This window comes from Vibrio sp. 10N.222.48.A3 (assembly GCF_041475345.1).
Taxonomy (GTDB): Bacteria; Pseudomonadota; Gammaproteobacteria; order Enterobacterales; family Vibrionaceae; genus Vibrio; species Vibrio tasmaniensis_A.
Genome location: NZ_JBFRVX010000961.1, coordinates 1 through 760, shown reverse-complemented (window position 1 = coordinate 760; position 760 = coordinate 1). Strand labels below are relative to the sequence as shown.

Annotated in this window: 1 protein-coding gene; it reads right to left on the bottom strand. The window is 47.0% G+C overall.

From position 1 onward, the window contains the following. A partial coding sequence (gene malE / locus AB4653_RS22425) for a maltose/maltodextrin ABC transporter substrate-binding protein MalE (protein WP_372105375.1) occupies positions 1 to 760 on the bottom strand: 760 nt, incomplete at both ends.

The window sequence follows — 760 nt, the reverse complement described above, 5'->3', positions numbered from 1 at the left end:
CCGCGCCAAGAGGCTTGTCATCATTCATGGTTTTCAGAGCGTAGTCTTGGAATAGGTAGTTCTCTAAGAACTCGACAGCAAGATCAGTATTTGGACTCGCAGCATTGATACCCGCACTTAGGATTCCAACAAATGGGTTACCTTTACCGCCATTTAATGTCGGCAGCTCCGCAACGCCATAATTAACACCAAGCTTGTCTAAGTTACCCCAAGACCAAGGGCCATTAATGGTCATTGCCACATTGCCGTTGGTGAACTCTGCTTCTGCGACTGAGTAATCCATATTCGGGTTAACTACCCCTTGGTTTACCATGTCAACTAAGAATTGAAGGCCGCGAACACCCGCTGCATTGTTAACACCTGTGCTTTTAGCGTCATAGCCTGTTGCTGTTTTTTCAAACGCAAAGGCACCACCAGCAGAGATCATCGGCCACGTGAAGTACGCATTTTTCACATCCCACATGATGGCTTTTTTGTTTTGCTTAGCCATCTCTTTCTGAATGTCAGCAAGCTCTTCCCATGTTTTTGGTGGGTTTGGAAGTAGGTCTTTGTTGTAGATTAGAGAAGGTGCTTCGATTGCTAGAGGGTAGCCCACAACTTTACCGTTGACTGTCACCGCATCCCAACTGAAGTCGACAAGCTTTTCTTTGAATTCTTTACTTGGATTAAGTTCGTGAAGTAGCCCTGATTCTGCGTAGCCACCAAAACGGTCGTGTGCCCAGAAAATGATGTCAGGGCCGCCGCCTGTTGCTGCGTGTTG